This window comes from Lysobacter korlensis, assembly GCF_042434515.1.
The window spans coordinates 1211644-1238071 of the sequence record NZ_JBHLTG010000001.1 but is presented as its reverse complement, the minus strand read 5'-3'; the positions used below and the strand labels follow the sequence as shown (position 1 = coordinate 1238071).

The window sequence follows — 26428 nt, the reverse complement described above, 5'->3', positions numbered from 1 at the left end:
CCCTGGCCAGATGCCTGCGTTGCTTCAGAGCATCGGCAGCTTCAGGCCCTGCTCTTTCGCGCATTCCCGCGCGATTTCGTAACCCGCATCCGCATGGCGCATCACACCGGTGCCCGGGTCGTTCCACAGCACGCGGGCAAGGCGCTTGTCGGCTTCTTCCGAGCCGTCGCAGACGATCACGACGCCGGAGTGCTGCGAGTAGCCCATGCCGACGCCGCCGCCGTGGTGCAGCGACACCCAGGTCGCGCCGCCGGCGACGTTGAGCATCGCGTTGAGCAGCGGCCAGTCGGAGACGGCATCGCTGCCGTCCTTCATCGCTTCGGTCTCGCGGTTCGGCGACGAGACACTGCCGCTGTCGAGATGGTCACGGCCGATCACGACCGGCGCCTTGAGCTCGCCGTTGCGCACCATCTCGTTGAACGCCAGGCCCAGCTTGTGGCGTTGGCCGAGTCCAACCCAGCAGATGCGCGCGGGCAGGCCCTGGAATGCAATGCGCTCGCCAGCCATGTCGAGCCAGCGGTGCAGGTGCGGGTCGTCCGGGATCAGTTCCTTGACCTTCGCATCGGTCTTCGCGATGTCTTCGGGATCACCCGACAGCGCGACCCAGCGGAACGGGCCGACACCGCGGCAGAACAGCGGGCGCACATAGGCCGGCACGAAGCCGGGGAAATCGAACGCGTTCGTGCAGCCGACGTCGGCGGCCATCTGGCGGATGTTGTTGCCGTAATCGAACGTAGGCACGCCCATCTTCTGGAACGCGAGCATCGCCTCGACGTGCACGCGCATCGACCGCTTGGCCTCGTCGCGCACGCGCTCGGGTTCGGCAACCTGTTCGGCCAGCCACTGCTCGACGCTCCAGCCGATCGGCAGATAACCGTGTACCGGATCGTGCGCACTGGTCTGGTCGGTGACGGCGTCGGGCCGCACGCCGCGGCGCACGAGCTCGGGCAGGATCTCGGCCGCATTGCCGAGCAACGCGATCGACTTCGCTTCGCCGGCCTTCGTGTAGCGATCGATGCGCGCGAGCGCGTCATCGAGATCGGTCGCCTGCTCGTCGACGTAGCGCGTGCGCAGGCGCATGTCGATGCGCGACTGCTGGCATTCGATGTTGAGCGAGCACGCACCCGCGAGCGACGCGGCAAGCGGCTGCGCGCCGCCCATGCCGCCGAGGCCGGCGGTGAGAATCCACTTGCCGGTGAGATCGCCGCCGTAGTGCTGGCGACCCATCTCGACGAACGTCTCGTACGTGCCTTGCACGATGCCTTGGCTGCCAATGTAGATCCACGAGCCGGCCGTCATCTGGCCGTACATCATCAGGCCCTTGCGATCGAGCTCGTGGAAGTGCTCCCACGTGGCCCACGCCGGTACGAGGTTCGAATTTGCAAGCAGCACGCGCGGCGCATCGGCGTGGGTTGGGAAGATGCCGACCGGCTTGCCGGACTGCACGAGCAGCGTTTCGTCATCGCGCAGCGTGCGCAGCGATTCGAGGATCGCGTCGTAGCTCTCCCAGTCACGCGCGGCGCGGCCGATTCCACCGTAGACCACGAGCTCGGTCGGGTTCTCGGCCACGTCCGGGTCCAGGTTGTTCTGGATCATCCGGTAGGCCGCTTCGGTGAGCCACGAGCGGCAGGTCTTTTCGTTTCCGCGCGGCGCACGGATCACGCGGCTGCGGTCGACACGGGTGGACATCGGCGGCTTCCTGTTCGAGGCGAGCCGGCGATTATCGCATCGCCCCCGGCGCCAGCCGCCCGATACCGCAAACGAAAACGCCCGGCCGAAGCCGGGCGCTTACCGAGGCCGCAGAAACCGCGCGATCAGTAGATCGCCGGATCCAGCATGCGCAGCGCGTCGGCGATGTCGGTCTGGCCGGTGCGCTGGAGGTCTTCGCGCGTGTAGACCCGGCCGGTCAACGGCAGGCAGGCGTGGTGCACGGGCTTGCCTGCTTCAACACCGCGGCTCGTGCGGGCACGCGCCGGAATGCGTGAGCCGGTGGTGCGCAGGCAGTACGGGTGCGTGGCGGGCTTGTCGGGCGGGTTGATCGCGGTATCGGCCTCGGCCTGTGCGGTGCCGGTGTCGACCGACACACCGACACCGACCGAGCTTTGTGCCGCGGCGGCGAAACTGCAGGCGCCGAGGGCGGCGAGCAGGGTCATGCGAGCGAGGGAAGCGTTCACGGCACAGTCTCCGATGCGGATAGCGGCGGGAGGGACGGCCCGCCCAGCACGGTCACGATACGCCCGTGCCGATGCACCCGGGGTGACTCGACGCGCAGGATTCAGCGGCGATTGGCCCGATGCAGCCGCCCCGGCCTCGGGCCGAATGCGGCCGTGTAGCCGGCTTCAAGGCCGCGCGAAACGGACCCGCGCAGCCGGGGGCAAAAACTCCGGCCGACAAGACGCCCCGACGGCGACGCTGACTGGCTGCCCGCAATCGCCCCGACGGCGACCTGGACAGTGACACGTTACGCAGGCCGACGCTCCCGTCCGCACGCTCCACTCCCGGCAAGCCCGCTGTCATCGATCAGCGTCTAAAGTCACGCTCCGCCCGTTCGAAGCACGACCGATGCCGTTGCCGCGCCTGCCCATCACCGCCCTGCTCGCCCTCGCCCTTGCGACCGGCTGCGCGACCACCACGAACGAGCCGGCCGCCCCGGCGCCGGTCGTCCTGATCTCGCTCGACGGTTTCCGCGCAACGGACCTCGACCTCGGCCTGACGCCGAACCTCGCGCGTATCGCGCGCGAAGGCGTACGCGCCGAATGGATGACGCCCTCGTATCCGTCGCTGACGTTCCCGAACCACTACACGCTGGTGACCGGCCTGCGCCCGGACCGCCACGGCGTGGTCCACAACACGATGCAGGATGCCGCGCTGGGCACGTTCAAGCTCAGCAAGCCCGAAGCCGTCACCGACAGCCGCTGGTGGGGCGGCGAACCACTGTGGGTGACGGCCGAACGCGCAGGCCTGCCGACGGCGGCGATGTTCTGGCCGGGCACCGAAGCGGCGATCGGGGGCGTGCGCCCCACCCGCTGGAGCCGGTACGACGAAAGCGTGCCGGCGCAGGAGCGCGTGGACCGCGTGCTCGGCTGGCTGGGCGAGGACGAATCCACGCGCCCGCGCATGACGACGCTGTATTTCGAATCGCTCGACGAGGCAGCGCACGACCACGGCCCGGACTCGCCGCAGGCCCGCGAAGCGATGGTGAAGCTGGACGCGATGATCGGCCGGCTGGTCGATGGCCTCGAGGCCCGTGGCCAGCTGGATCAGGTGAACCTCGTGATCACGTCCGACCATGGCATGGCGGAGGTCAAACCGGGCCACGTCGTCGCGCTCGAGGACATGGTCGATCTTGCCGATGTCGACGTGGTGACGTCCGGCCAGTCGGTCGGGTTCGAGCCAAAGCCCGGACGCACCAAAGCGGCCGAAGCCCGTCTGCTCGGCCGCCATCCGCACCACGAGTGCTGGCGCAAGGCCGATCTGCCGGCGCGTTGGCAGTACGGTCGCCATCCGCGCGTGCCCGCAATCGTGTGCCAGATGGATGTCGGCTGGGATGCAGGCACGCGCGCGGCAATCCAGAAGCGGCCAGCCGGCGAAACGCGCGGATCGCACGGCTTCGATCCGCATGCACCGGAAATGCGGGCGATTTTCCTCGCGCGCGGCCCGGGTTTCCACGATGGCGTGCGGCTGCCCGCGATCGACAACGTTGACGTGTATCCGGCGCTGGCCCGGCTGCTCGGCCTTACGCCGGCACCGAACGACGGCGACCCGGAAGCGCTCGCACCCGCCCTCGCTCCGCGCTGACCCCGGGGCGCCGTCGCGATCCGGCGCATTCGTCGCCGGTTCGATTGATGTCCGAATCCGGCCAGTCGGGTCAGCTGCCCGGTGCTAGCCTCACCGCATGCCAGACGTTTCCGACCAGCATGCCGCCACGCCCGACGCCCAGGTCTGCGAACAGGCACGGCTGAGCCGCGACGCACGTTTCGACGGGCTGTTTTTCACCGCGGTGAAAACCACCGGCATCTATTGCCGGCCGGTCTGCCCGGCGCCGGCCCCGAAGCCCGCGAACGTCGTCTATTACCCGCATGCGGCCGCTGCCGAAGCGGCCGGTTTCAGGCCCTGCCTGCGCTGCCGGCCCGAGCTTTCGCCGACCGAAGGCGCGTGGCGCCGCGGTGATGCGACGGTGGCGCGCGCGCTCAAGCTCATCGATGAAGGCGTTCTGGCCGACCAGCCGCTCGCCGAACTCGCGCGCCGCGTCGACACCGGCGAGCGGCACCTGCGGCGCCTGTTCGTCGAACGCCTCGGCGCGCCGCCGATCGGCGTGCACGGCACGCGCCGCCTGCTGTTCGCAAAGCAGCTGCTGACCGAAACGCAGCTGCCGATCACCGAGGTCGCGCTCGCATCCGGATTCGGCAGCCTGCGCCGCTTCAACACGGTATTCCGCGAGGCGTACGGCATGGCGCCGCGCGATCTGCGCCGCTCGCCCCGGGCGCAGACCGACGAGACGCTGACGCTACGCCTCGGCTACCGGCCGCCCTATGACCTGGCAGGAATGCTCGCGTTCCTGCGCGATCGATCACTGCCGGGCGTCGAGATCGTCGAAGCCGACAGCTACCAGCGCGTGATCGCACCACTCGATGCGCACTCACCGCCGGGCTGGCTGCGCATCAGCGCATGGCCCGGTGACGAGCCAGCGCTGAAGCTCGAACTGCACAACGCGCCGCCGTCGCGGCTGCTGAGCATCGTCAACCGGCTGCGTCGCATGTTCGACCTCGACGCCGACCCGCTTGCGATTGCCGCGGCGCTGTCGACCAGCGAGCGCCTGCGGCCGCTGCTGCAGGCAAATCCGGGCGTGCGGCTTCCGAGCGGCTGGGACGGGTTCGAGATCGCGGTGCGCGCGATCCTCGGCCAGCAGATCAGCGTACCCGCGGCGCGCACGCTGGCCGCGCGCATCGCGGCGCGGTTCGGTGAGTCGTTGCCGGAATCATTCGGCGTGTGCGGGCTGACGCACCTCTTCCCGACGCCCGATGCGCTGGCGGATGCCGACCTTGCGCAGATCGGCCTGCCCCGTGCACGCGCCGATGCGGTACGCACGGTCGCGCGCGCGCTGCTCGACGGCCGCGTCGATTTCCGCCCGGAAAGAACACTCGACGACTTCGCGGCGCGCTGGGTCGCCCTGCCCGGCATTGGCCCGTGGACGGCGCAATACATCGCAATGCGTGCGCTTGGCCATCCCGACGCATTCCCGGCTGAGGACCTCGCGCTGCAGAGGGTCGCCAGCCTCGACGGCTCGGCGCTGACAGCGAAACAGCTGCGCACGGTCGCCGAAGCCTGGCGGCCGTGGCGCGCCTATACGGTCATTCACCTCTGGCGCGACGCGGCGGCACGCAATGCCGCGGCGCGCGAAGCCGCGCGCGCCACGCGCGCACCAACCCGCAGGAGGACGCTGCAATGACCTGCTCCGCCGTACTCGACAGCCAGATCGGTTCGTTACGGCTTGTCGCCAGCAAAGATGGGCTCGACGCGATCCATTTCCCGACTGCGCAGCGGGCGGCGTCGGTTCCCGGGTCCGATCCCATCGCCGCCGATAGCGGACGCGCCTCGGGCGATGCCTACGCTTGCTGCTCGGACGCACCAGATAGCTCGGGATGCCGCGCATGCGAGGTGCTGCATACCGCCTGCACGCAATTGCGCGAATACTTCGCAGGCACGCGCCGGGTATTCGAACTGCCGCTGACGCCGAAGGGCACGGCGTTCCAGCGCATGGTGTGGCAGGCGCTCGCGGAGATCCCGTTCGGCCAGACCGCGAGCTACGCGCAGCTCGCCATGCGCCTGGGCCGGCCGACCGCCTCGCGCGCGGTCGGCGCCGCGAACGGCCGCAATCCGCTGCCGATCGTGGTGCCCTGCCATCGCGTGATCGGCGCCGACGGCAGCCTGACGGGATTCGCCGGCGGGCTGGATACGAAGCGGTTCCTGCTCACGCACGAAGGTGCTTGGCCGAAGGCGGATCTGTTCGCCGCGTAGCTCGCGCGGCGCGAATTCAGACCTTTTCGCCGCGAGTTCGCGTCGCGGACGTGGACCTGCTCACCGCAAAACTCGCACTCGGCGCAAGCGCGCTCGGGCCTGCATGACGCTGCCGCGCCTGCCAGCTTCGCAACGCCCGCCGCTTCGCAATCTGCTTCGCGGTCTACCCCAGCAGCGTGCGCATGGCTTCGCGGTAGCGCATCGCGACCTCGTCGCGCGACCGATGCCGCCCACCGCTGACCACGGGCTTTCCGCCCACCTCGACCCGATCGACGAGCGGCCGGTTGCCGCTGAAGATCCAGCGATCGACCACGTCGGCGCCGGTCGCGCCCGCCAGCTGCGGCGCCGACACATCGAGCGTGACGCGGTCCGCATCGGTGTCGGCAAATCCGGTCGACTCCGCCGCGCTGTCCAGCACGCCCTGAAGCAGCGTCTCGCCGACGCTCGGCACCGCGCTGGTCGCGGCAATGTTGCGGCGGCGAAAGCGCAGGCGCTGGCCGTACTCCAGCCAGCGCAGCTCCTCCACCGGCGACACGGACACGTGCGAATCCGATCCGATACCCCAGCGACCACCCGCATCGAGGTAGTCGCGCAGCGGGAAGAACCCGTCACCGAGGTTCGCCTCGGTGGTCGGGCAGATCGCGACCGTGGCACCCGACCGCGCAATTCCCGCGACTTCCCGATCGTCCAGATGCGTGGCGTGCACGAGCGTCCAGCGCGGGTCGACCGGCGCGTGGTCCAGCAGCCATTGCACCGGCCGCGCGCCGCGATGGGCCACGCATTCGTCGACCTCGGCCGTCTGCTCGGCGATGTGCACGTGCACCCTCGCGTCCTGCGGCAGCGCACCGACCACCGCACCGATCGCCTCGGCCGGCACCGCACGCAGGCTGTGCAGCGCGCAACCGATGCGCACCGTCTCGCTCACTGCCGGGCGCAGCGCCTCGAGCAGGCGGAGGTAGTCCTCAATGCCGTGCGCGAAGCGGCGCTGGCGCTCGGCAAGTGCGCGCCCATCGAAGCCGCCGGTCATGTACAGCACCGGCAGCAGCGTGATCCGGATGCCGGTATCGGCCGCGGCCGCGAGCAGCGCCTTCGACATCGCCGCCGGATCGTCATACGGGCGGCCGTCCGGCGCGTGGTGCAGGTAGTGGAACTCGCAGACCGTCGTGTAACCGGCTTCGAGCATCTCCACGTAGAGCTGCGCGGCGACCGCGTGCAACGTGTCCGGGTCGAAGCGCGACGCGAAGTGGTACATGGTCTCGCGCCAGGTCCAGAAGCTGTCCTCGCCGGCCGCGCCCTCGCCTCGCCGCTCGGCCAGCCCGGCCATCGCGCGCTGGAACGCATGCGAGTGCAGGTTCGCGATGCCGGGCAACCGCCAGCGTTCGTGGTCGTCGATCACAACCGTGTCGACAGGGGATCTTTTCTGGGTCATGGGCGGATGCGGGCCGAGCCGGGAATGCGCTAGGCTACCGGCGCACGCCGGACTTGGGGGAGCACGGCGCGCCTGTCGACCAATACGAGGCCGTGCATGCTGCCCTGCTCCATCCGGGTCCAAGCAGGTCCACACCGATGACGCGCAGGCGTCACCGCAGGAGCGGCGCGATCCGGATGCAGGCAAGGCGCCGCATCGGGCGCCGGCTCCAGGCCGGTCCGGCAGTCAGCCATCGAACGTCGCCTTCCGCCGCAGGACAGCCCGCTGACGGCTGCCATCGCAGACTGACGTGCAGCCATCGGCCGGGGCGGGGGTCCCGGCCGTCACTCCGGGGGTTCTATCCATGACACCGTTGATCAGTGCAATCACGCTTACCGTGCTCGGCGCCGGGCTCATCGGCCTGTTCGCGTACCTGATGCATCGCGCCGCGAGCCAGGAGGCGGCGGAGGTAGCGCCACGGCCTGACGTCTCGGGCGGAGTTGTCCTCGCATGTGTCGGCGCCGATGCCGGGGATGCAGGCAGCGGTGACTGAGCGCTGGGATGGGCTGGTCGTCGGTGTATCGCTGGCGACGCTCCAAGGGACCGAAGGCTACGGTGAAATCGCCGACGCGGCGCTGGGCTGGCATGACGGCCGGCTGTGTTTCGTCGGGCCGCGCTCGGCGCTGCCGGGCGACGCCCGGGACCTTGCCGACGAGGTGATCGAGGCGGACGGGTGGATCACCCCGGGCCTGGTTGATTGCCATACCCACCTCGTGTTCGCGGGCGACCGCGCACGCGAGTTCGAACTGCGCCTGCAGGGCGCGAGCTACGAAGAAATCGCGCGCAGCGGCGGCGGCATCGTCTCGACCGTGCGGGCTGTTCGCGAAGCCGACGAGAACACTCTGCTCGCGCAGTCGCTGCCGCGTGCACGTGCGCTGATGCGCGACGGCGTCACGACGGTCGAGATCAAGTCCGGCTACGGGCTCGACTTCGACAGCGAGCGCCGGATGCTGCGGGTCGCGCGACGCATCGGCCAGCAACTCGGCGTGCAGGTGTCGACGACCTACCTCGGCGCACATGCATTGCCGCCGGAGTACGCGGGCCGCGCGGACGACTACGTCGAAGCCGTCGCCGCTTGGTTGCCGCGGCTGCACGACGAAGGTCTGGTGGATGCGGTCGATGCATTCTGCGAGGGCATCGGTTTTTCACCCGCACAGACCCGGCGTGTGTTCGAAGCCGCGGGCGCGCTCGGCTTGCCGGTCAAGCTGCATGCCGACCAGCTCAGCGACCTCGGCGGCGCGATGCTCGTGGCCGAGTTCGGAGGCCTGTCGGCCGACCACGTCGAGCACACGAGCATCGAAGGCGTGCGCGCGATGGCTGCGCATGGCGTCGTCGCCGTGTTGTTGCCAGGCGCATTCCATGTGCTGCGGGAAACGAAGCTGCCTCCGCTCGACGCATTCCGCGAGCACGGCGTCGCGATGGCCGTTGCCACCGATTGCAACCCGGGCACCTCACCGCTGCAGTCGCTGCGGCAGGCGATGCAACTGGCCTGCACGCATTTCCGCCTGACCCCGGCCGAAGCGCTGCGCGGTGCGACCGTGCACGGCGCCCGCGCACTGGGTCTTACCGATCGCGGCGTGCTGCGCGTCGGCATGCGCGCGGACTTCGTGCAGTGGCGCGTACGCCATCCCGCTGAGCTCTGCTACTGGCTTGGTGGCGATCTCGCCGAAGCGGTGTACGTCGGCGGAGTTCGCCTGGCTTAGTCGTACCGTCGGATCACGCCGCGCCGTCGCTGCAGCGCTACCGACTGCAGCCGCGTGCGATGCCGGCGGCTGCACCAGGTGCAGGCTATGCTCGCGGTCTGTCGAACGGAGCCCGTCCATGCGCCTGATCCTCGCCTGCACCGCCCTGCTGATCGCTACCGCCGCGCACGCCGACGAGCCGCTTTCGCCTGCGCAGCAATTCGCGCGTGAAACAATGATCGTCGACACCCACATCGATGCGCCGAGCGCCCTGTCGAAGCAATGGCGCGATCTCGGCGTCGATCAGCCCGGCGTCGAGTTCGATTACCCACGCGCACGCCAAGGCGGCCTCGATGTCGCATTCATGTCGATCTACACCTCGCCGGAGGATGACGTGGCGGGGATCGCCCGGCAGAAGGCGCATATGCAGATTGACTCGGTCGAGGCGCTGGCCGCGCGCCACCCGGGCCGCTTCGAACTGGTGCGCTCGCCGCGCGATGTCGAAAGGCTCAAGCCCGGCCAGAAAGTGCTGCTCGCACTGGGCATGGAGAACGGCGCGCCGATCGGTGACGACCTCGAGCAGTTGCGCGTGTTCCATGAACGCGGGGTGCGATACATCACGCTTGCCCACAGCCACAGCAATCGCATTGCCGACGGCTCGTATTCGCTCGGCCGCCCTTGGGGCGGCCTGAGTCCGTTCGGCGAAAAGGTCGTGGCCGAGATGAACCGGCTCGGCATCATGGTCGACGTCTCGCACCTGTCGGACGACGCGGTGCGCGACGTGTTGCGCATCAGCAAGGCACCGGTGATCGCCAGTCATTCGGGACTGCGCCACTTCACGCCGGGTTTCGAGCGCAACCTCAGCGACGAGCTCGGCCGTGCCGTCGCGAAGAACGGCGGCGTGGTGCAGCTGGTGTTCGGAAGCGGATTCATCGATGCGCGCGCGGCTGCCGACACCACCGCGTATTTCAAGGCGCTGGCCGAGTTCCAGCGCGAACACGACACGGTGGTCAAACGCGGCGGCACGCCGGCAAAGACGGTCGCCCAGTTCGACGACGAATGGGACGCGGCGCATCCGAAGCCCGCCACGAAGATCGGCCAGGTGCTTGACCAGATCGACTACGCGGTCAAGACGCTCGGCGCCGACCACGTCGGCATCGGCTCGGACTTTGACGGCGTCGGCGGCGCCCTGCCCGAGGGGCTGCGCACGGTGGCCGACTATCCGAACCTCGTTGCCGGCATGCGCGAGCGCGGGCATTCGGACGAGACGATCCGCAAGGTGCTCGGGGAAAACCTGCTGCGGGTGTGGCGCGAGGTCGAGTCGCGCGCGCAGCGCTGACGCCAAACAAAAAGCCCCGCATGCGCGGGGCTTTCCGGAACAGCGTAGGAAAATGCCGCGGCTTAGCCGGCAGCCTTCTTGACCGCCACCTTCTTCGTGGCCGGAGCCTTCGAGACGGTCTTGGTGCTCTTCTTCGCAACCGGCGCCGCGGCGGTGCCGGCAGCCTTGGTCACGGCCGAGCTGCTGCGGGCGTTGCCGTAGCTGGAGTTGTAGCGCTTGCCTTTGGCAGTCTTGCGGTCGCCCTTACCCATCGTGGTGCTCCTGAATCCGTAGTGATCTGGTCGCGCGCTGGCGCGAAGCCGCGAAGCCTAGCACATGCACCCGCGGCAGCGCTCAGGCGGTCGCGGCGCGGTGGCTCAGGCGCAGGTTCACCAGGTGTGCGCCTGCGAGCGCCAGCCCACCGACCGTCATCAGCACCGTGTGCCCGACGCTGTGGCTGTGCAGTGGGGTGAACGAGCCCAGCCACACCAGCACGACACCTGGCACAAGCAGCGCCCAGGCACGAAACGCGCGGTGACGGCGGTAGCCGAGCGTGAGCGTCGTGGCACCCAGCAGGGACGCGAACACCACGAATGCCTGGTCGATATCGAGCCAGCCGCCCAGCTTCAGGCCGAACGCCGGCAGCGTGGCGAGCGCAAGCGGCAGCAACGCGCAATGGATTGCGCACAGCAGCGATGCGGCGAATCCAACGCGGTCTGCTTTGCGGAGTGTGCTGTCTGGCTGGGGCATGACGTGCGGGCTATGCGCGAGCATTATTGAAACAATATAACATTACTCCAGGTGACCACGATGTAGACGCCATCCCCCATGAAAGCCCTTCGACTCCGCCGCCATGCCCTGCTGATCGCGCTGCTTGCCGCCCTTCCCCAGGCCGGTGCACAGGATCACCCGGACCACGACGACCCGACCGAGCTCGACCGGGTGCAGGTCAAGGCTTCGCCCTTTGCCTCCAGCGCGGAGGAGCTCACGCGTCCGGTCGATGTGCTTGCCGGGCCACGTCTGGACGAGGCCAAGGCCGCATCCCTGGGCGAAACGGTCAGCCGCCTGCCCGGCGTGCAGTCCTCGTACTTCGGCCCGGGCGTCGGCCGGCCGGTGATCCGCGGCCTCGAGGGCGCGCGCGTGCAGGTACTCAGCGACGGGCTGAGCTCGGGCGACGTCTCCACCGTCAGCGTGGACCACGCAGTCAGCATCGAGCCGTTCCTCGCCGACCAGATCGAAGTGCTCAAGGGCCCGGCAACGCTGCTCTACGGCAGTGGCGCGATCGGTGGCGCGGTCAACGTAGTCGAAGGGCGCATCCACGAACAGCCGACCGACAAGCCGTTGCAGGGCCGCGCGGAACTGCGCGCCGGTACGGTCAACGACGAGCGCACCGGCATGATGCGGCTCGACGGCACCACGGCCTCGGGTCACCTGGCGTTCCACGTCGACGCGCTGCATCGCGAGACCGGTGACTACGAGATCCCCGGCTTCGCCGAGAACCACGCGGCACACGAGGGTGAGGAAGAAGAGGAAGGCGAAGAAGAGCTGGGTGCATTCGGCGTGCTGCCCAACAGCACGCTGCGCACCGACGCGGCCGCGTTCGGCCTGTCCTGGGTCGGCGATCGGGGCTTCATCGGCGCAAGCCAGAGCCTGTACAACACCCGCTACGGCATTCCCGGCCATGCGCATGGCGTCGAGGACGAACACGACGCCGAGGCCGACCCGGAAGCAGGCCTCGATGAAGAGGGCCATGGCGAGGAAGCCGTCCGCATCGTGCTCGACCAGCGACGCACCGAGGTCCGCGGCGGCCTCGACGAGGCCGGCGTGTTCGAGTCCGCGCGCGTGAAGCTTGCGCGCACCGTCTATACGCACACCGAGTTCGAGGGTGAGGAAGTCGGCACCGTGTTCGACAACGACACGGTCGAAGGCCGCCTCGAACTTCTGCACCGTGCATTCGTGGGCTGGGATGGCGCGTTCGGGCTGCAATGGTCGGATCGCGACTTCCTCGCGATCGGCGAGGAAGCATTCGTGCCAGGGTCGGAATCCCGCGATACCGGCGTGTTCTGGATCGGTCGGCGCGACTTCGGCGCCATCGCCGCCGAGCTCGGCGCGCGGCACGACCGCAACCGCATCGACGTCGACGCGGCGGAAGCAATCGGCCCCAGCCGCCGCTTCGACACGACCAGCGTCTCCGCCGCCGCGCGATGGAACATCAACCCCGGCCTGCACCTCTCGCTCGGCCTCGACCGGGCGCAGCGCTCGCCGACGGCCGAGGAGCTGTACTCGAACGGGTTTCATGTCGCGACCGGCAGCATCGAACTCGGCTCGCCCGACCTGGACGTCGAAACCGCGAACCGCGCCGAGCTTGGACTGCACTGGCACCGTGGCCCGCTGAAGTTCGCCGCATCTGTATTTCATGTGCGCTATGACGACTTCGTCTACCTCGCCGAGACCGGCATTGACGAGGAGGCGCCGGTGCGGCTGTGGAGCCAGACCGATGCGCGATTCGACGGCGCGGAAGCGCAGCTGGACTGGATGTTTGCCGAGAACGACTCGGGTGCTTGGGCGGCGCGGGTGTTCGGCGATGTCGTGCGCGGCCGGCTGGACGGGCGCGGATCGCGCGAGGTCGTGGTCAACGTGCCGCTCGAGGGCGAAGTCGAGCAGTTCACCGCCCAACTCGCGCTTGAAGGCAACCTGCCCCGCATCGCGCCGGCGCGCCTCGGTGGCGAACTGCGTTGGGAACGCGGTCCGTGGCGTGCGTCGCTGGGCGCGGTGCGCTATGCGCGGCAGGACGACGTGGCCGAGTTCGAGACCGAAACGCCCGGCTACACGTTGGTGGACGCGCATTTTGCGTGGCACCACGACACTGCCGGCGGCACAGCGTGGGAGCTGTTCCTCGACGGCCGAAACCTGCTCGACGAAGAGGCGCGCGTGCACACGTCGGTATTGAAGGATCTTGCGCCGCTGCCGGGCCGAGGCTTTGCGTTCGGCGTACGGGTGTTTTTCTAACCGGCCAGCGCAAGGCTACTACTGCATCAGGCGCCGTGCGCGATGCCCGGCGTCAGCCGTCCGCACTACCGTCGCTGGCTAATTCCTGTTCGCCTGGGGAGACACGCGCATGAGCCGCGAAGGGATTGCTGAATCGCCTTCACCAGCGTGGCGCCTCGCCAGATCACGAAGAGCTGCACGGGCCATCCGGCATCGCTGCGTACTTAGTCGCAGAGACCGAAAGCACGCGCTGCACCGCACCCGAGCGGGCCCGGCGTATGGCCGGGGATGCACTAAATACCCTCAATCGACGCGCGCTGCCACGCATCGCGCACAGGTGCCATGCACCTCGAGTGTCTGCGCACGCGGCACGAAGCCCTGCGACTTCGCACGCGCATCGAGCGCCGCGACGATGCGTTCGTCCTCGAGTTCGGTCGCCGACTGGCAGACATCGCAGATCAGAAACGGCACCGCATGTGCATCGGCGCCCGGATGGTGGCAGCCGACGAATGCGTTGATCGATGCGAGCTTGTGGATGAAGCCGTGCTCGAGCAGGAAATCCAGCGCGCGGTACACGGTCGGCGGCGCCGCCGAATCATGCGTGGCCTTCATCTGGTCGAGCAGCTCGTACGCCTTCAGCGGCCGCTGCGCATCGGCGATCAGCCTCAGCGCGTGTGCGCGGATCGGCGTCAGCCGCAGGCCGCGCTGCTCGCACGCACGCTCGACCTCGTGCACGAACGCATCGCCGTCGTGCACGTGGTGATGCGGATCGGTGCAGCGCCCCTGCTCGGCCATCGTCTTCTCCAGCGCCGGCCGGCTCAGGCCGCGGCAGGCACGCGCTCGAGCGCGGCATCGATGCGCTTTACCGCTTCGGCCTGACCTGCGAGGTAAACCGTGTGCGAAATGTCCGGACTGACCTGCGTGCCGGTGATCGCCACGCGCAGCGGCTGCGCGACCTTGCCCATGCCGACGCCGCAGGCTTCGGCGGTTTCATGCAGCGCCGCGGACACGCTCTCGGCCGACCAGGTCGCGAGCTTCGCAAGACGCTCGCGCGCCTCGGTAAGCGGAGCGCGGGCCGCGGCGGTGAGGTGCTTGGCAACGGCCGCATCGTCGTACTGCGTGAGCGGCTCGAACCAGACGCGCGCACGCGCCGCCATTTCCTTCAGCGTCTGCACGCGATCGCGCAGCGCAACCACGATGTCGGCCGCCGCCGGGCCGTTCGCGACATCAAAGCCTTCGTTGCGCAGATGCCAGTCGAGGTGTTTCGCGACGTCGGCCGGCTCGTCGCTCTTGAGGTACTGCTGGTTGAGCCAGCCGAGCTTGGCCGGATCCAGCCGCGAGGCCTTGGAATTGACGTCCTTCAGATCGAACAGGCGCGTCATCTCCTCGATCGAGAAGATCTCCTGGTCGCCATGCGACCAACCAAGGCGCACGAGGTAATTCAGCAGCGCATGCGGCAGGTAGCCTTCGTCGCGGTACTGCATGACGTCGGCCGCGCCGGTGCGCTTGGACAGTTTTGCGCCTTCCGGGTCGAGGATCATCGGCAGGTGCGCGAAATGCGGCACCTGTGCGCCGAGTGCGCGGTAGATGTTGATCTGGCGCGGCGTGTTGTTGACGTGGTCGTCGCCACGCACCACGTCGGTGATGCCCATGTCCAGGTCGTCGACCACGACCGCGAAGTTGTACGTCGGATAGCCGTCGGAACGGAAGATCACCAGATCGTCGAGCTCGCTGTTCGCGATCTCGATCGTGCCTTTGACCTTGTCGTCCCACGCGACGACCCCGTCGAGCGGATTTTTGAAGCGAATCACGCGGTTCGGATCTTCGCGCAGGCCTTCATTGCGGTCGCGATAGGCGCCGTTGTAGCGCGGCTTTTCGCCCGCAGCCATCGCCGCTTCGCGCATCGCTTCGAGCTCTTCCTTCGTCTCGTATGCGTAGTACGCGGTTCCGGCAGCGATCATCTGCTCGGCGACCTCGCGGTAACGCTCGAGCCTATGGGTCTGGTAGACCGGACCCTCGTCATATGTGAGGCCGAGCCACTGCATCGCCTCGAGAATCGCGTCGATCGCCGCCTGCGTGCTGCGCTCGCGGTCGGTGTCCTCGATGCGCAGGATGAACTGCCCGCCGCGCCGGCGCGCTTCCAGCCAGCAGTACAGCGCGGTGCGCGCGCCGCCGATGTGCAGGTATCCGGTGGGGCTTGGAGCGAAGCGGGTGCGGCAGGTCATGAGGCGGAATGCGATGGCGGATACGTCGGTATCCCGGACGCGGGATTTTACCGGAGCCGTCCGCTCTGCCGCTGACCCGGCGGGCGAAGGTCAGCGATCAGCGGCGATTCCTGCAATCCGCGCGCGACGGGTTTGCAACCAGCTCACGGGGCACAATGCGAACTGCTGCGCTTGCGGCAATGCTCTGCGGCCGGCATGCCGCCCGGCTCTACAATTCGTAGATGACGACCCTCTTCATCTCCGACCTGCACCTCGACGCCGAGCGGCCGCAGGTGACCGATCTTTTCCTGCGCTTCCTGCGTGACGAGGCCCGCTCGGCCGACGCGCTCTACATCCTCGGCGACCTGTTCGAGGCCTGGGTCGGTGACGACGATCCTTCCGAAACCGGCGCGCGCGTCGCAAACGGACTGCGCGCACTCGCCGATGCGGGCGTGCCGGTGTTCTTCATGCGCGGCAATCGGGATTTCCTGCTCGGCGCGGAGTTCGCCCGTCGCGCCCGGATGACGCTCCTGCCCGACCCCGCCGTGGTTGTCGTCGAAGGCCGGCCCCTGCTGCTGATGCACGGCGACACGCTGTGCACCGGCGACAGCGCCTACCAGGCGTTCCGCACGCAGACGCGTGACCCGCAATGGCAGGCGCGGTTCCTCGCGCAGCCGCTGGAAGCGCGGTTGGCATTTGCAGCGCAGGCCCGCGCGGCAAGCCGTGCGCACCAGGCCGGCCTTCAGGACCGCATGGGGTCGATCACCGATGTGGCACCCGATGCGGTGCAGGCGACGCTTGCGCGCTTCGGTATCGACACGCTGATCCACGGCCATACTCACCGGCCCGCGATTCACGAGCTGACGGTCGACGGACGCGAGTGCCGGCGCATCGTGCTCGGTGACTGGTACGAACAGGGTTCGGTGCTGCGTATCGATGCGCGCGGCGCGGCGCTCGCGGCCCTTCCGATCGGGACGTCCGACGCCGGCTGACCGCCGGCGGCCGTCCGCCGTCATCAGTCCCGTGGCAATGCGCAGCCGCGTTGGGTGGCTGCGCCGTAGAACCAGACTGCGGTAAACGGATACGCGAGATCGGACATGCCGTCGGAGCATGGCGCAGCCGTGATCTCGAGCGCGAACGCCGTTGCTCCGTCGTGGCCGCTGTAACGCGCGCTCCGTGCGCCGACGTGGCGCTCCGCAGACAACCAGCGCCCTTCGGGTTGTTCAGGCGTCTTCCAGAGCAAGCGTTCGCGTTCGACCTCAACCAGCCAGAACGGCTCGGTGCCGCGGGCCAGCAGGCGCTGCGGCGGCGCCAGCTTGGCCGCGCGTCCGTCGTCGGACGCGCCAGCAACCGGGGGCGGAGGGTGGTCGCTGAATCGCGCCGATGTGCACGCTGTCAGTAAGCCCGCCATGCAAAGCGCGCCGGCGCCGATGAACACCGGAACCCGACGCATCGTGGGCGGCCCCAGCCGCGCGACGCATTGACGTCGCCGAGCCGGCATCAACGGCTCGTGAGGGCGTCGAGACCGGCGACGGCCTGCAACTGCGCCAGCTCGTCGTCGTCGAAGCCGGCCGCGCTGCGCGCCTCGAGGTTGAACGGGCCGTAGAGCACCGCACGCGCGTACTCGGCAAGCAGTTCGCGGAAGCGCGGCGCGGGATCCACACCGGCGCGCTCGCAATACCAGCGGAACCAGCGCGAACCGGCGGCGACATGGCCCACCTCTTCGCGCAGGATCACCTCGAGGATGTCCGCGGTCGCATCGTCGCCCAGCGCGCGCAGTTTCACGATCATGCCGGGCGTGACATCCAGGCCGCGTGCCTCGAGCACGCGCGGCACCAGCGCCATACGCGACAGCCCATCGTGTGCGGTCTTCTCGGCCATTTCCCACAGGCCGTTGTGTGCGTCGAAATCGCCGTAGTCGTGGCCGAGCTGCTGCAGCCGCTCACGCAACATCGCGAAGTGCCGCGCCTCATCAAACGCGACGGACACCCAATCGGCATAGAACGCGTCGGGCAGCCCGCGGAACCGGTACACCGCATCCCACGCAAGGTCGATCGCATTGAACTCGATATGCGCGATGGCGTGCACGAATGCCGCGCGACCTTCCGTGCTGCCGAACCCGCGTCGCGGCAATTCGCGCGGGTGGACGAGCCGCGGCCGCTCGGGGCGCCCCGGCATGCGGATCGGCTCCGGCGGTGGCGCTGCGGGATCCGCGGTCAGCTCACCGCGCTCGAAGCGCTCGAATGCCTCGAACGTGCGCGCAAGCTTGTCATCCGGCGATGCGGCACGCAGGCAGCGCCACGCCGCCGCGTGCAGGCACGCGTCCACACTTACTCCGGATCGGTGGCCGGCGGGCAGGCCCAGCCATCAGGGAAGCCACCGTGCACCTGCGCAAGTGCGGTCAGCTCGCCCTCGAGCACGGTGATCGCGCGATGCGCGGGCACCATCGTGCGCGTAGCCACGACTTCCCAGATGCCTTCGTCGTCCGCTTCCGGCGCGCTCACGTCGAGGTCGGGCAGCGCGCCAGCGGCGGCCGCAAACCCGGCCGCGCCGTCCTCGGCAGGAAACACGAAGATGAAATCGATCGGCCGCGCGCGGTCGAGGTCGTCACCGTCGTCGAGCATCTGGCGCAACACGGCGCCGGTGTCGTCGTCGGGGATCAGCTGGCGGCGGAGCTCGCGCATCAGCCGGCCCGTCGCGTGGTCTTGGCCTCGTCCGAGCGCAGTTTGTCGATGCGTTCGAAATAGTCCGCGTCCATGCCGGTCACGTATTCGCCGTTGAAGCAGGACGAATCGAACCGCTCGATGCGCTGCTTCGGTCCGGATACAGCCGCCTCGAGGTCGGCCAGGTCCTGGTAGATCAGCCAGTCGCAGCCAAGAAACTGCTGGACTTCCTCATCGGTGCGGCCGTGCGCGACGAGTTCGGTCGCCGAAGGCATGTCGATGCCGTAGATGTTCGGGTGGCGCACTGCGGGCGCCGCGGATGCCAAATAGACCTTGCGCGCACCGGCGTCGCGCGCCATCTGCACGATCTGCTTGGACGTGGTGCCGCGCACGATCGAATCGTCGACCAGCAGCACCACGCGGTTGCGGAACTCGAGCGGGATCGGATTGAGCTTGCGACGCACCGACTTCGCGCGCTCGCCCTGCCCCGGCATGATGAACGTGCGGCCCACATAACGATTCTTGATGAAGCCCTCGCGGTACTTCACGCCGAGCACGTTCGCGATCTCGAGCGCGGCGTCGCGCGAGGTGTCGGGGATCGGGATCACGGTGTCGATGTCGTGGTCGGGACGCAGGCGCAGGATCTTCTCGCCGAGCTTCTGGCCCATGCGCATGCGCGCCTTGTGCACCGAGATGTCGTCCATCATCGAGTCCGGGCGCGCGAAGTAGACATACTCGAAGATGCACGGCGCGAACGCCTTCGGCTCGACGCACTGGCGCGTGTGCAGCTGGCCGTCGGCGGTGATCACGATGCCCTCGCCCGGGATCACGTCGCGCACGCGCTCGAAGCCCAGCAGGTCGAGCGCGACGGACTCCGACGCGATCGCGTATTCGTCGTTGGCACCGGCGGTGATGCGCTTGCCGAGCACGAGTGGCCGGATGCCGTTGGGATCGCGGAACGCGACCAGTCCAAGGCCCAGCACGGCGGTGACGACCGCATAGCCACCCAGGCAGCGGCGGTGCACGCCTTCAACCGCCCTGAACGCCGACTCGGGGGTGAGCGCACGTTGCGTGTCGAGCTCGTGCGCGAACACGTTGAGCAGCACTTCCGAATCGGAGTCGGTGTTGATGTTGCGGCGGTCCTGCTCGAACACCTCGCGCCGCAGTGCTTCGGTGTTGATCAGGTTGCCGTTGTGCGCAAGCGCAATGCCGTACGGCGAGTTCACGTAGAACGGCTGAGCTTCGTCGCAGCCCTCGCTGCCGGCCGTCGGATAACGGCAGTGCGCGACGCCGAAGCGGCCCTGCAGCAGCTGCATCGAGGTCTCGTTGAACACTTCGCTGACCAGGCCGTTGCCCTTCTGGACACGCACCCGATTGCCGTCGGCGGTCGCGATGCCGGCGGCGTCCTGCCCACGATGCTGGAGCACGGTCAGTCCGTCGTAGAGCTGCGTCGCCACATCCGTGTTTCCGACGATACCGAGAATGCCGCACATGGAAGAACCTGCCTGGAATCAGTGAAACCGGAACGATGGAACCGCGGCCGGCGGAATCCGGACGCGGGCAAAACCAACCACGCGAACCTGCAATCAGCCGCGTGACGCGCCGGGCGGCGATGACAACGGGCGCGGTGTCGGTATCGACGCACCGACCTGCGGACGGACGACACCTACACCCTGAGCCTCATGGGAGCCGAAGTCGACCTGTGATGCCACCCAGCCGGGCAACCAGCCGCGCAGCACCTGCGCCCCGGGCACCAGCACCGGAACAATCTGCGACGCCTGCCACTCGGGTTCGCGCGGCATCGACGTCAAGCCGAACAACAGCACCAGCGCGCAGGCGACGAAACCGCCGCGCACGAGGCCGAGCGCAAGCCCGAGCATCCGGTCGATACCGCTCAGGCCAGCCGACTTCATCACCCACCGCACCAGCCAGCCGACCAGACTGACCACCACCAGTACTGCGATGAACGCCAGCGCGTGGCCGGCGAGCACCTGCGTTGCGGTCGGGACCGACGGGTCCGCAAGCCAGGCCGCAGCGTCGCCTCCGAAACGCAGCGCCGCCCATCCCGACAACACCCACGCCACCAGCGATACCACGACGCCGACAAATCCGCGCATCAGCCCGAACACGGCCGACAGCACGACGATTCCAAGCAGCATCCAGTCGGGCGCGCTCATCGGCTCGGCCTGCAGGCTCAGGGATGCGGCCGTACGAGGCCGCTCACGCCGAGCTGCGCGGACGCCTGGGTGCGCAGGCGATCGGCTTCGCCGCGATCAGCGACCGGGCCGATCCGCACACGGTTGAGCGTGCCCTTGTCGGTACGAACCTGCTCCACGAATGCACTGAAGCCGGCCGCGCGCGCGCGATCGCGCAGCTTGGCGGCTTCCTCGGCATTGCCGAATGCGCCGAGCTGCACCGCGAAACCGACGCCGCTTGCCGCCGCGCGCGGCGGCTCGGGCTGGCTCTGCACGACCGGCGCCGGCTTGGGCTCCGCAGGTTTGGGCTCGGCCGTCGCAGGCTTGGCCTTGGCCGTCGCATCCGGAAGGGCCACCGGCTCGGCCGGGCGCGAGGTCGACAATGCAACGGGGGTCGAAACCGATGCCGACGGTGCCATCGGCTGCGGGCGGCTGTTGGGCGTCGTCGCCTGCGGCACCGTCCCTGCATCACCGGCCGCGACAGTGGCAGCGGCCGGCTGCGACGCACCGGCGTCGAGCACCAGCACCTTCGAACCGACATCGTCGCGCACATGCGCCGCACGCAGGCGCGCGGATTCCGCCTCAGCCTGGCTTGCATACGGGCCGATCCGCACGCGATGCAGCGTGCGGCCGCCGTTGCCCTGCACGGGCTCGTGATAGCCCGGCAGCTGCGAGGTCTTCAGCGCAGCGACGACGCGCTCGGCATCGCCCGGCGTCGCGTAGCTACCGAAGCTCACCGCGTAGTTTCCGGCCCCTGCAGCTGGCGGCATCATGCCGGTGGTCGGCGCAGCGACCTCGGCGGGACGAGCCGGCGCCGGCATGGCCGGCAACACGCCGGCAGCCGCGTCCGCGGACGGTGCGTCCAGTGGCAGCTCGCGCGTTTCAAGCCCGGCCTCGGGTGGTTCGGGCGCCTCGAGGGAGACGTCGGCGACGCCGCTTTCCGGCGCCGGGCCCTTGATCAGCATCGGCAGAAAAATCACCGCGAGCGCAACCAGGACCATCGCGCCGACGAGGCGCTGTTTGAGTGCGGTTTCCATCGGACCTCGCAACGCGACCGGCGTGACGTGGGCGGAATTATACGCGCGTGTGCCCCCGCCCCCGGGGCGCGCGCCGTCAGGTTCAGCCTGCGCCCAGCTGCACCAGCGCGTCGGCGACCGTGTGGAACGAACCGAACACGATCACGCGGTCGCCGGGCCGCGCCGCGGCAAGCGAGCCCGACAGCGCCGCCGCGACATCGACATGCCGCGTTCCGTTGCACGCAGGCGTCGCGCCAAGCCGTTCGGCCAGCGCATCCACGCCGGTCCCACGAGGCCCGTGCCCCTCCAGCCCCGCCAGGTGCCAATGCGCGACATGCGGCGCCAGCGCCTCCACGATGGCCTGCACATCCTTGTCTGCAAGTGCGGCGAATACCGCGTGCACCTCACCAACCGGCGGCGACCGCTCGAGCCAGTCGGCAAGCTGCCGCGCCGCCTGCGGGTTGTGGGCGACGTCCAGCACGACATCCACGCCGTCGCGCTCGAAGCGTTGCAGTCGGCCGCGCACCTGCGCATGAGCCACACCGCGCGCGATTGCGGACTCGGGTAGTTCGATGTCGAGCGAGCGCAGCGCGGCAAGCGCAACCGCCGCATTGCGCAGTTGTGCCGGTGCCTGCAGCTGAGGGAGCGGCAGTTCGAATTCGCAGCCGACCTCGCGCCAGCGCCAGCCGTCCCCGGCCGCATCGAAAAAGAAATCGCAACCGATCCGCACCGCCGAGGCGCCGATCGCGTACGCGCGTCGCAGCACGCTGGACGGCGGATCGTCGTCGCCGAGTACGAGCGGTTTCCACGCGCGTGCGATGCCGGCTTTTTCGAACCCGATCGCCTCGCGGTCCGGCCCGAGGTATTCCTGATGGTCGATGTCCACAGTCGTGATCACGGCCACATCGGCATCGACGATGTTCGTCGCGTCCAGCCGCCCGCCGAGCCCGACCTCGAGCACGGCAATGTCGAGCGCGGCGCGTTCGAACAGCCACAGCGCCGCAAGCGTTCCGTATTCAAAGTAGGTCAGGGTGACGCCCGCGCGAGAGGCCTCAATGGCTTCGAATGCTTCGACCAGCGCCGCGTCGCCGACATCCTCGCCATCAATGCGCACACGCTCGTTGTAGGCCAGCAGATGCGGCGAGGTGTAGGCGCCGACGCGCAGACCGGCCTCACGTGCGATCGTTTCGATGAACGCGACCGTCGAGCCTTTTCCGTTCGTACCACCGACGGTCACGACGTGCGCGGCCGGGCGGCCAAGGCCGAGCCGGGTCGCGACGTCGCGCACGCGTTCCAGCCCCATGTCGATCGACTTCGGGTGCTGGCGCTCGATGTAGGTGAGCCACTCGGCGAGCGTTCGGGACATCTGCGTTCTGCGACGGACGGGCGGGCATTATCCGGCAGCGGCGGCCGGCAATGTGACCCGGCCGCGGGTCACAGCGCGCGGTGCACTGCCTCGCCGAACAGCGCGGTGTGGTGCGTGCAGTCGTTGAGCCTGACGACCTCGAGGCAGGACACGTCCGCGCCCTCGAGCAGGTTCAGCGTGGTCGGCGCCTGCCGGAAACTCCACAGCTGCGCCAGCGGCATGCCGAGGATGCGGCACAGCAGCACTCGGTTGACCGCGTCATGCGCGACGACGAGCAGCGTGTCGTCCTGGCCGAGTCCGTCACAGGCGCGCTCGAGCGCAGGCCAGGCGCGGTCGAGCACGAGCTGCAGCGACTCACCGCCCGGCATCAGCACTTCGTGTGGCGTATCGCGCCATGCCTGCAGCAGCGCCGGATCACGCTCGCGGATCTCGCTGGCGAGCAGCCCTTCCCAGGTGCCATGCGCGATTTCCATCAGGCCCGGGTCGAGCGTCAGCGGCAGGTCGCGCTCGCCGAGTGCGAGCTCGGCGGTGTGGCGCGCCCGGCTCAATGGGGACGCAACCGCGCGCGTGATTGGCACGCCACGCAGGCGTTCACCAAGCGAACGCGCCTGGGCAAGGCCTACCGGCGACAGTGGAATGTTCTCCTGCCCCTGGTAGCGGCCTTCGGCGTTCCACGGCGTTTCTCCGTGGCGGGCAAGCAGGATTCGCATGGCGGTTTCGGCACGTAGAAGCGCTGCATTCGCGCGGTGCCCCGATGATAACGGGCACGTGGCTATGACGCCGCGGCTGTGGAACGATCGCGCTTTACCCGCGCAGGACAGCCGCATGCACCAGCAGGCCGAGGGCTGCTTCGAACTCAGCGCGACACGCGAGCCCCCATACGACGACCGCGATGGCGTGATGCTCGCCCGCACCCGCTATGAAAAGCGCTTCCACGGCGACCTGGACGCGACGAGCACGGTCGAGATGCTGAGCGCGGGCAATGCCGCGGTGCCGGGGTCGGCCGGATACGTCGCGATCGAGCGCGTGGATGGGCGCCTGCACGGCCGCAACGGCAGCTTCGTGCTGCAGCACAGCGGTGCGATGGTCAACGGCGAAGGCGCGTTGTCGGTTGGTGCCGGGCACCGGCATCGGCGAACTCGCGGGCCTGCGCGGCCGCCTGCACATTGACATCCGCGAGGGCCGGCATTTCTACGTGTTCGAGTACACGCTCGCAGGCGCTGCTACGACCTAGCGCCACGCTGCCTACGCAGAGCCCGCACCACAAAAACAAAGGGCCGACCGGGATCATCCGGCCGGCCCTTCTTACGCGTCACATGTGTCAGTTCTTTTCCGGCACGCCCATTTCCGCGAGCAGCTGCGGCGCGGGGAACACCTCCTGCATGATCCAGCGCATGTAGCGCTGGTCGACCGAGATCATGCGCGTCATCTCCGGGTCGAACACCCAGTTGCTGCTGACCGACTCCCAGTTGCCGTCGAACGCGAGCCCGACGAGCTTGCCCTTCGAATCGAGCACCGGCGAGCCCGAGTTGCCGCCGGTGATGTCGAGGTCGGACAGAAAGTTCACCGGTACGGTGCCCAGTTCCGGATCGACGAGCCCGCCGTGGTTCTTCGCGGCGATGGCATCGAGCAGCGGCTTGGGCGCGTCGAACGGCTCCTTGCCGGTCGCCTTCGCTGCCACCTGCTCGAGCGTGGTGAACGCGGGCTGGCGGCTGCCGTCGGCCTTGGTGTAGCCGGTGACATTGCCGAACGTGATGCGCAGCGACGAGTTCGCATCGGGATACACGAACTGGCCGCGGCTCTTCTTGTAATCGGCCACCGCCTGCAGGTACACCGGGCGCGCGACCAGCGTGTCACCGCTGCGGGTCTTGCCCTGCTCCTCGAGCTTGAGCACGGTCGGCATCAGCGCGACCGCGAGCTGCACCGCCGGATCCTTGCTCGCCTCGAGCGTCGCACGGTCGGCATTGAGCAGTGCCATGCGGCGATCGGCATTGCCGAGCTCGGTCTTCGCGAGGCGATCGAGCGCGCGCTTGATCGATTTCTCGTCGGTGCCGCCCAGCCACCGGTCGAGGGCGGCGATGCGCTGGCTCTGCGGCAGCTTCGCGTACTCGCGCAGCCAATAGGCCTGCAGTTCGCGATCCATCGCAGGGTGGTAGCGGCGCTCCATCTGCTTCAGACCGCCTTCGAACGCCGGCAGGTCGCGCTGCTGGTAGCCCTGCTCACGCTGCGCATCGGGCTTTTCGCGCTCGATCGACAGGCGGTAGAGCTGCGACGCGGCGCCGATGACGCCGAGGTTGCGCAGCTGGTTGAACACGAGGTCGCGCTCGCGCGTCGCGCGCGCTTCTTCGCCAAGCTGCACCAGACGATCGTGAGCAGCGAGCGCGGCCTTGCCCTTCGTGCCCTGCGTGCGCAGCCATGCGAGCACGGCTTCCTCATCCTTGCGCTTGGTCTCGGCCGCATTGATGCGCTTGAAGCCTTCGAGCTGGCCGTCGTAGTTCTTCAGCACGTTCGCCCAGCTCTTCGCGGTGCTGGCGTACTTCACCGCGATGTCGGGGTTCTTCTTGCCGGCGGCCTCGACCATCGCGACGAGGTTCTTGTAGTGCCGGCCGATGGTCGGATATGTCCAATCGGCGGTCGCATCGAAGTCGCTCGCAAGCGCGTAGCGGCTGGTCGAGCCCGGATAGCCGGCCACCATCACGAAGCTGCCAACGTCGAGGTCGCGATCGGCGATCTTCAGGTGGCGCTTGGGCTTGAACGGCACGTTGTCCGGCGAATACGCGGCCGGCTTGCCGTCCTTGCCGACGTAGGCGCGGTAGAACGCAAAGTCGCCGGTGTGGCGCGGCCACATCCAGTTGTCGACCTCGCCGCCGTAGTTACCGACGCTGCCGGGCGGCGCGTACGCCAGGCGCACGTCCTTGATCTCGAGGTTGCGGAACAGCCGGTAGGTATTGCCGCCGGCGAAGCTGTACACGCGGCAGCGATAGCCGGCCTCGGCTTCGCAATCGGCGACGAGCTTCTTCTCCAGCGATTCCAGTGCCTGCGTGCGGGCCAGCGCATCGGGCGCGGCAGCGAGCGCAGCGCGCACCTGCTTGGTCACGTCCTGGATCGAATCGAGCACGTAGATGCGGGCGTTCGGGCCGGCCGAAAGCTCGTCACCGGGCTTCGGCGCATTGAAGCCGGTCTGCAGCAGGTTCTTCTCCGGCGTGGAATTGAGCTGGATCGCGCCGTACGCGCAGTGGTGGTTCGTCACCACCAGGCCCTGCGGCGAGACGAAGCTCGCGGTGCAGCCGCCGAGCGAGACGACCGCGCCCATCGGGTCGCCGGTCAGGTCGGCGAGCTGCTTCGGGCTCAGCTCGAGGCCGGCTTTCTTCAGCGGTCCGGCGATTTCAGGCAACTGCTGCGGCACCCACATCCCCTCGCCCGCCCGGGCGCCACCGACGCACACGCCGGCCAGTGCAACGGCGACGGCCAATACCGAATAACGCATGGAACACTCCTGACGGGGGTTGA

General features: G+C 68.7%; 24 protein-coding genes and 1 pseudogene. 9 read left to right on the top strand and 16 right to left on the bottom strand.

Annotated elements, in window-relative coordinates; all coding sequences use genetic code 11:
• Positions 1-24: 24 nt before the first annotated feature.
• Positions 25-1689, bottom strand: coding sequence for a urocanate hydratase (hutU, locus tag ACFFGH_RS05610; RefSeq protein ID WP_386665653.1), 1665 nt, complete (start codon positions 1687-1689; stop codon positions 25-27).
• 125 nt (positions 1690-1814) lie between these two features.
• The gene (locus tag ACFFGH_RS05605; protein ID WP_386665650.1) at positions 1815-2174 is read right to left on the bottom strand and encodes a hypothetical protein; all 360 of its coding nucleotides are present in this window, start codon (positions 2172-2174) and stop codon (positions 1815-1817) included.
• A gap of 388 nt (positions 2175-2562) precedes the next feature.
• Here ACFFGH_RS05605 and ACFFGH_RS05600 point away from each other — a divergent pair, with 388 nt between their 5' ends.
• From ACFFGH_RS05600 to ACFFGH_RS05590, 3 genes are all read left to right on the top strand, one after another.
• Entirely contained in the window at positions 2563-3798 is a 1236-nt protein-coding gene (locus ACFFGH_RS05600; RefSeq protein WP_386665647.1) for an alkaline phosphatase family protein, read from the top strand.
• Positions 3799-3895: 97 nt separating this feature from the next.
• The gene (locus ACFFGH_RS05595; protein ID WP_386665644.1) at positions 3896-5449 is read left to right on the top strand and encodes an AlkA N-terminal domain-containing protein; all 1554 of its coding nucleotides are present in this window, start codon (positions 3896-3898) and stop codon (positions 5447-5449) included.
• Positions 5446-6018, top strand: a complete 573-nt coding sequence (locus tag ACFFGH_RS05590; RefSeq protein ID WP_386665641.1) for a methylated-DNA--[protein]-cysteine S-methyltransferase — start codon at positions 5446-5448, stop codon at positions 6016-6018. Before ACFFGH_RS05595 ends, ACFFGH_RS05590 begins: the two co-directional genes overlap by 4 nt.
• Positions 6019-6181: 163 nt before the next feature.
• Here the strand turns inward: ACFFGH_RS05590 and ACFFGH_RS05585 are convergent, their stop codons facing one another.
• Positions 6182-7447: a formimidoylglutamate deiminase gene (locus ACFFGH_RS05585; protein WP_386665639.1), complete on the bottom strand. Its 1266-nt coding sequence runs from the start codon at positions 7445-7447 to the stop codon at positions 6182-6184.
• Between the two features lie 343 nt (positions 7448-7790).
• Between ACFFGH_RS05585 and ACFFGH_RS05580 the strand changes: the two genes are divergently transcribed.
• The 3 genes from ACFFGH_RS05580 to ACFFGH_RS05570 all read left to right on the top strand — a co-directional run bounded on the left by ACFFGH_RS05580 (position 7791) and on the right by ACFFGH_RS05570 (position 10507).
• Complete coding sequence (locus ACFFGH_RS05580) at positions 7791-7979, top strand: hypothetical protein (RefSeq protein ID WP_386665636.1); 189 nt, start codon at positions 7791-7793, stop codon at positions 7977-7979.
• A complete protein-coding gene (gene hutI, locus ACFFGH_RS05575) occupies positions 7960-9189 on the top strand; it encodes an imidazolonepropionase (RefSeq protein WP_386665633.1) in 1230 nt (409 codons plus the stop codon). The genes ACFFGH_RS05580 and hutI overlap by 20 nt, the downstream gene beginning before the upstream one ends.
• Positions 9190-9307: 118 nt before the next feature.
• Positions 9308-10507, top strand: coding sequence for a dipeptidase (locus ACFFGH_RS05570; RefSeq protein WP_386665630.1), 1200 nt, complete (start codon positions 9308-9310; stop codon positions 10505-10507).
• A 62-nt stretch (positions 10508-10569) separates the two neighbouring features.
• Here the strand turns inward: ACFFGH_RS05570 and ACFFGH_RS05565 are convergent, their stop codons facing one another.
• On the bottom strand, positions 10570-10758 hold the full coding sequence (locus tag ACFFGH_RS05565; RefSeq protein ID WP_386665627.1) for a 30S ribosomal protein THX: 189 nt from the start codon (positions 10756-10758) through the stop codon (positions 10570-10572).
• An 82-nt stretch (positions 10759-10840) separates the two neighbouring features.
• Positions 10841-11236: a MerC domain-containing protein gene (locus tag ACFFGH_RS05560; protein ID WP_386665624.1), complete on the bottom strand. Its 396-nt coding sequence runs from the start codon at positions 11234-11236 to the stop codon at positions 10841-10843.
• A gap of 78 nt (positions 11237-11314) precedes the next feature.
• Here ACFFGH_RS05560 and ACFFGH_RS05555 point away from each other — a divergent pair, with 78 nt between their 5' ends.
• The gene (locus tag ACFFGH_RS05555; RefSeq protein WP_386665621.1) at positions 11315-13495 is read left to right on the top strand and encodes a TonB-dependent receptor; all 2181 of its coding nucleotides are present in this window, start codon (positions 11315-11317) and stop codon (positions 13493-13495) included.
• 282 nt (positions 13496-13777) lie between these two features.
• Here ACFFGH_RS05555 and ACFFGH_RS05550 read toward each other — a convergent pair whose 3' ends face one another.
• Both ACFFGH_RS05550 and gltX read right to left on the bottom strand, forming a co-directional pair.
• On the bottom strand, positions 13778-14269 hold the full coding sequence (locus tag ACFFGH_RS05550) for a transcriptional repressor (RefSeq protein WP_386665618.1): 492 nt from the start codon (positions 14267-14269) through the stop codon (positions 13778-13780).
• Between the two features lie 23 nt (positions 14270-14292).
• Positions 14293-15699, bottom strand: a complete 1407-nt coding sequence (gene gltX, locus ACFFGH_RS05545; RefSeq protein WP_386665615.1) for a glutamate--tRNA ligase — start codon at positions 15697-15699, stop codon at positions 14293-14295.
• A gap of 221 nt (positions 15700-15920) precedes the next feature.
• On the opposite strand from gltX, the gene lpxH reads away from it, so the two are divergent.
• Positions 15921-16670: a UDP-2,3-diacylglucosamine diphosphatase gene (gene lpxH, locus ACFFGH_RS05540; protein WP_386665612.1), complete on the top strand. Its 750-nt coding sequence runs from the start codon at positions 15921-15923 to the stop codon at positions 16668-16670.
• A gap of 23 nt (positions 16671-16693) precedes the next feature.
• Here the strand turns inward: lpxH and ACFFGH_RS05535 are convergent, their stop codons facing one another.
• From ACFFGH_RS05535 to ACFFGH_RS05500, 8 genes are all read right to left on the bottom strand, one after another.
• Entirely contained in the window at positions 16694-17116 is a 423-nt protein-coding gene (locus ACFFGH_RS05535) for a COG3650 family protein (protein ID WP_386665609.1), read from the bottom strand.
• 62 nt (positions 17117-17178) lie between these two features.
• A complete protein-coding gene (locus ACFFGH_RS05530; protein ID WP_386667395.1) occupies positions 17179-18042 on the bottom strand; it encodes a ferritin-like domain-containing protein in 864 nt (287 codons plus the stop codon).
• Positions 18009-18362 carry a ribonuclease E inhibitor RraB gene (locus tag ACFFGH_RS05525; protein WP_386665606.1) on the bottom strand — a complete coding sequence of 118 codons (354 nt, stop codon included), beginning with the start codon at positions 18360-18362 and terminating at the stop codon, positions 18009-18011. The genes ACFFGH_RS05530 and ACFFGH_RS05525 overlap by 34 nt, the downstream gene beginning before the upstream one ends.
• On the bottom strand, positions 18362-19834 hold the full coding sequence (gene purF / locus ACFFGH_RS05520) for an amidophosphoribosyltransferase (RefSeq protein WP_386665603.1): 1473 nt from the start codon (positions 19832-19834) through the stop codon (positions 18362-18364). Before purF ends, ACFFGH_RS05525 begins: the two co-directional genes overlap by 1 nt.
• Before the next feature lie 93 nt (positions 19835-19927).
• Positions 19928-20518, bottom strand: a complete 591-nt coding sequence (locus ACFFGH_RS05515; protein ID WP_386665600.1) for a CvpA family protein — start codon at positions 20516-20518, stop codon at positions 19928-19930.
• Between the two features lie 17 nt (positions 20519-20535).
• Entirely contained in the window at positions 20536-21573 is a 1038-nt protein-coding gene (locus ACFFGH_RS05510; RefSeq protein ID WP_386665598.1) for an SPOR domain-containing protein, read from the bottom strand.
• A gap of 82 nt (positions 21574-21655) precedes the next feature.
• Positions 21656-22918 (bottom strand): bifunctional tetrahydrofolate synthase/dihydrofolate synthase, encoded by a 1263-nt coding sequence (gene folC / locus ACFFGH_RS05505; RefSeq protein ID WP_386665596.1) that lies wholly within the window; start codon positions 22916-22918, stop codon positions 21656-21658.
• A 68-nt stretch (positions 22919-22986) separates the two neighbouring features.
• The gene (locus ACFFGH_RS05500) at positions 22987-23628 is read right to left on the bottom strand and encodes a histidine phosphatase family protein (RefSeq protein ID WP_386665593.1); all 642 of its coding nucleotides are present in this window, start codon (positions 23626-23628) and stop codon (positions 22987-22989) included.
• On the opposite strand from ACFFGH_RS05500, the pseudogene ACFFGH_RS05495 reads away from it, so the two are divergent.
• Positions 23627-24152 (top strand): annotated as a pseudogene (locus tag ACFFGH_RS05495) (DUF3224 domain-containing protein). The gene ACFFGH_RS05500 and the pseudogene ACFFGH_RS05495 overlap by 2 nt on opposite strands.
• Before the next feature lie 87 nt (positions 24153-24239).
• Here the strand turns inward: ACFFGH_RS05495 and ACFFGH_RS05490 are convergent.
• On the bottom strand, positions 24240-26405 hold the full coding sequence (locus tag ACFFGH_RS05490) for a S46 family peptidase (RefSeq protein WP_386665591.1): 2166 nt from the start codon (positions 26403-26405) through the stop codon (positions 24240-24242).
• Positions 26406-26428 lie beyond the last annotated feature (23 nt).